General features: G+C 67.6%; 6 protein-coding genes. 1 reads left to right on the top strand and 5 read right to left on the bottom strand.

Going from position 1 to position 3416, the window contains the following annotated elements; all coding sequences use genetic code 11:
* Window positions 1-293 (top strand): hypothetical protein (locus N878_RS29010; RefSeq protein WP_021444522.1); only part of this gene is annotated, 293 nt, incomplete at its 5' end.
* 211 nt (window positions 294-504) lie between these two features.
* Here the strand turns inward: N878_RS29010 and murB are convergent.
* From murB to N878_RS15425, 5 genes are all read right to left on the bottom strand, one after another.
* Window positions 505-1524, bottom strand: coding sequence for a UDP-N-acetylmuramate dehydrogenase (gene murB, locus N878_RS15445; RefSeq protein WP_021444521.1), 1020 nt, complete (start codon window positions 1522-1524; stop codon window positions 505-507).
* Window positions 1521-1985: a low molecular weight protein-tyrosine-phosphatase gene (locus N878_RS15440; protein WP_021444520.1), complete on the bottom strand. Its 465-nt coding sequence runs from the start codon at window positions 1983-1985 to the stop codon at window positions 1521-1523. The genes murB and N878_RS15440 overlap by 4 nt, the downstream gene beginning before the upstream one ends.
* A complete protein-coding gene (kdsB, locus tag N878_RS15435) occupies window positions 1985-2749 on the bottom strand; it encodes a 3-deoxy-manno-octulosonate cytidylyltransferase (protein ID WP_021444519.1) in 765 nt (254 codons plus the stop codon). Before kdsB ends, N878_RS15440 begins: the two co-directional genes overlap by 1 nt.
* Entirely contained in the window at window positions 2750-2935 is a 186-nt protein-coding gene (locus tag N878_RS15430; protein WP_021444518.1) for a Trm112 family protein, read from the bottom strand.
* A gap of 19 nt (window positions 2936-2954) precedes the next feature.
* A partial coding sequence (locus N878_RS15425; RefSeq protein WP_021444517.1) for a tetraacyldisaccharide 4'-kinase occupies window positions 2955-3416 on the bottom strand: 462 nt, incomplete at its 5' end.

Here is a 3416-nt window from a genome sequence, read left to right as displayed (position 1 = left end):
ATCCGCGCGAAGTGCGCCGTCGTCAGCGCGAAGCCGAGCGCCTGGCCCGCGAAGCCGCCGCCGCCGCTGCTCCGGCCGAGCAAAGCGTTGCCGCCGAAGCCGAGGCCGCTCCGGTCGAAGCTCAGCCGGCCGTTGCGACCGAGCAAAGCGTCGAAAGCGCCCCGGTTGCCAGCGAGCAGGTAGTGGTCGAGCCGAGCGAAGCCGTTCAACAGCCGAGCGAAGCGACCGACGAACAGCCGAACGCCGAGAGCGAAGTGGAAAGCGAGAAGGAAGAGGTCAAGCCGCAGGTTTGATGCTCGGCTCGCAATGAAAAAGGGGATGCCTAGGCATCCCCTTTTTTATGTCTGAGCGAAAAGCGCCTTGGACTTTGCACGTTCGCGGCTGAAGTCGCTCCTACGAGAGCCGTGCAGTTCCTGTGGGAGCGGCTTTCGGCTCTGGCATCCTGCTTCGCCCTACCTCCTGCATCCATGCAGTGGTACCCGCGAATGCGCTCGAACCTGGCGCTCAGAGCACGTTGGGTTCGATTTCCAGCTCGACGCCGAAGCGTGCCTGAATATCCGCCTGGATACGCCGCGCCAGGGCCAGCAGTTGCTCACCGCTGGCCTGGCCATAGTTGACCAGGACCAGCGCCTGCAGGCGGTGCACCCCGGCATCGCCGTCGCGAAAGCCCTTCCACCCTGCCCGCTCGATCAGCCAGCCGGCGGCCAGCTTCAGCAGCCCCTCGCCCGCCGGATAGCCGACCAGATCGGCATGCTCGGCGCGAATGCGCTCGGCGACCGCGTTCGACACCAGCGGGTTCTTGAAGAAGCTGCCGGCATTGCCCAGCTCGGCCGGATCCGGCAGTTTCTCGCTGCGGATGGCGCAGATTGCCCGGCTCACATCGCTGGCGGTCGGCGCCTCGATGCCCATCGCGGCCAGGCGCTGGCGCACCGGGCCATAGTCCAGGCGCAGCGCCGCCACACGGCTCAGCTGCAAGCGCACGCGCAGGATCAGCCAGCGCCCCGCCTCGCGCTTGAACAGGCTGTCGCGGTAGGCGAAGGCGCATTCGTCCAGGCTGAAGTCGCGCAGCTCGCCGCCCTGCCGATCCAGCGCGGTGAGGCCGACGAACAGGTCCTTGAGCTCGACGCCATAGGCGCCGATGTTCTGCATCGGCGCGGCGCCGACGGTGCCGGGGATCAGGCTGAGGTTCTCCAGACCGTTAAGCCCCTGTTCCAGGCTCCACAGCACGAAGGGATGCCAGGGTTCGCCGGCTTCGGCCTCCACCAGCACCCGTTCGCCGTCGTCTTCGAGGATGCGAATGCCGCGACTGGCCATGCGCAGCACCAGCGCCTCGACATCGCGGGTCAGCAGCAGGTTGCTGCCGCCACCGATCACCAGCAGCGGCAGGTCATGTGACTCAGCCAGACGCAGCGCTTCGCGCACTTCGTCGTCGTTATGGGCTTGGGCAAACAGTCGGGCGCCTACCTCGACGCCGAAGCTGTTGAAGGCCTTGAGCGAAACCTCGCTCTGCAGATGCAGGCTCACAGGCGCCCCCTGATCTCGGTCAGCAATGCCTCGCTGGCCTGCTCGATCAGGTCCAGCACCCGCTCGAAGCCGTCTTCGCCGCCGTAATAAGGATCAGGCACTTCGTCCAGGGCCAGCTCATAGCGACGCAGATAGAGATCCAGATCCGCCTGGGCACCTGCCGGACGCAGCGCCTGCAGATTGCGCAGATTGCTCTGGTCCATGGCCAGGATCAGGTCGAAGCGCTGAAAATCGGCCGCCTCGACCTGCCGCGCGCGCAGCGCCGACAGGTCATAGCCACGGCGCTGCGCGGCGATGCGGGTGCGGCTGTCGGGCGCCTTGCCGACATGCCAGTCGCCGGTACCGGCGGAATCCACCTGCACCCGATCCTCCAGGCCGGCGGCACGCAGCTTGTGGCGCAAGACGCCTTCGGCCGTGGGCGAACGGCAGATATTGCCCAGGCAGACGAACAGGACTTTCATCAGGCCCCCAACAGGCGGCGCACCCGCTCCAGGTCTTCGGCGGTGTCCACGCCGGCGGCCGGCGCTTCGAGGGCATCGGCGACATGGATGCGCACGCCGTGGTACAGCGCGCGCAGCTGTTCCAGGCACTCGGTGTCTTCCAGCCAGCACGGGCCCCAGGCGACGAAGTCGTGGAGGAAGCCGGCGCGGTAGGCGTAGATGCCGATATGACGACGATAGGGCACGCCTTGTGGCAGTACGTCGCGACTCTGGGCGAAGGCGTCGCGCGCCCAGGCCAGCGGCGCGCGGCTGAAGGTCAGGGCCAGGCCATTCTTGTCGGCGACCACCTTGACCACATTGGGGTTGAACAACGCCTGGACGTCCTCGATGGGCTCGGCCAGGGTGGCGATAGCGGCCTGCGGATTGGCCGCCAGGTTGGCCGCCACCTGGTCGATGATCGCCGGCGGGATCAGCGGCTCGTCGCCCTGCACGTTGACCACTATGGCATCGTCGGCCAGGCCGAGCTGGCTGGCGACCTCGGCCAGGCGGTCGGTGCCGGAGTTGTGATCCTCGCGGGTCAGCAGCACCTCGGCGCCGAAGGCCTGGCAGGCCTCGACGATGCGCGCATCGTCGGTGGCCACCACCACACGGGCGGCGGAACTCTTCTTCGCCTGCTCCCAGACGTGCTGCACCATGGGCTTGCCGGCGATGTCCTGCAGCGGCTTGCCGGGCAGGCGGGTGGAGGCGTAACGGGCGGGAATGACGACGGTAAAGGCTGCGCTCATTTACTTGTCCAGGCGCTCGTCGGTGCTGAGGGTGCGCGCCTCGCTTTCCAGCATCACCGGGATGCCGTCGCGAATCGGGTAGGCCACGCCGGCGCCCTTGCTGATCAGTTCGGTCTTGTCTTCGGAGAGCTGCAGCGGGCCCTTGCAGATCGGGCAGGCGAGGATATCGAGCAGTTTAGGGTCCATGGCGGAGTCCTTGATGGGGTCATGAAGACCCCGGTATGAGGCGGGCCAACTCCTTGTCCAACCAGGCGACGAAGGCCGGCGTGGGCACGGCATCGACGGCCAGGTACCACCAGTCGGCGGCGGCGAAGGCCCGGCATTTCACCGCATCCTTCTCGGTCATCAGCACGGGCAGCGGCGGCTCGAAGCGGAGCTGCGCGGCGTCGTACTGGGCATGGTCGGCGAAAGGGTGCGGAACCGGTCGCCAGTTTAGCGCTTCGAGGGTGGCGAAGAAACGCTGCGGGTTGCCGATGCCGGCTACCGCATGCACGGCCTGGCCGGCGGGGAAATGATCCAGGGGCACGCGCTCGCCGCTGGTCAGGTTGACCAGGGCGGTCGGCTGCAGGCGGAAGGCGTAGCCGTCGGCGCGATCGGCCTCGGCGCCGTTGAACAGCACGGCATCCACCTCATCGAGGCGCTCGGCCGGCTCGCGCAGCGGTCCGGC

The organism is Pseudomonas sp. EGD-AK9, assembly GCF_000465935.2.
In the GTDB taxonomy this organism is placed as follows: Bacteria; Pseudomonadota; Gammaproteobacteria; order Pseudomonadales; family Pseudomonadaceae; genus Aquipseudomonas.
Note: the sequence above shows the minus strand (reverse complement) of the source record. Positions and strands in the feature narration are given on the sequence as shown.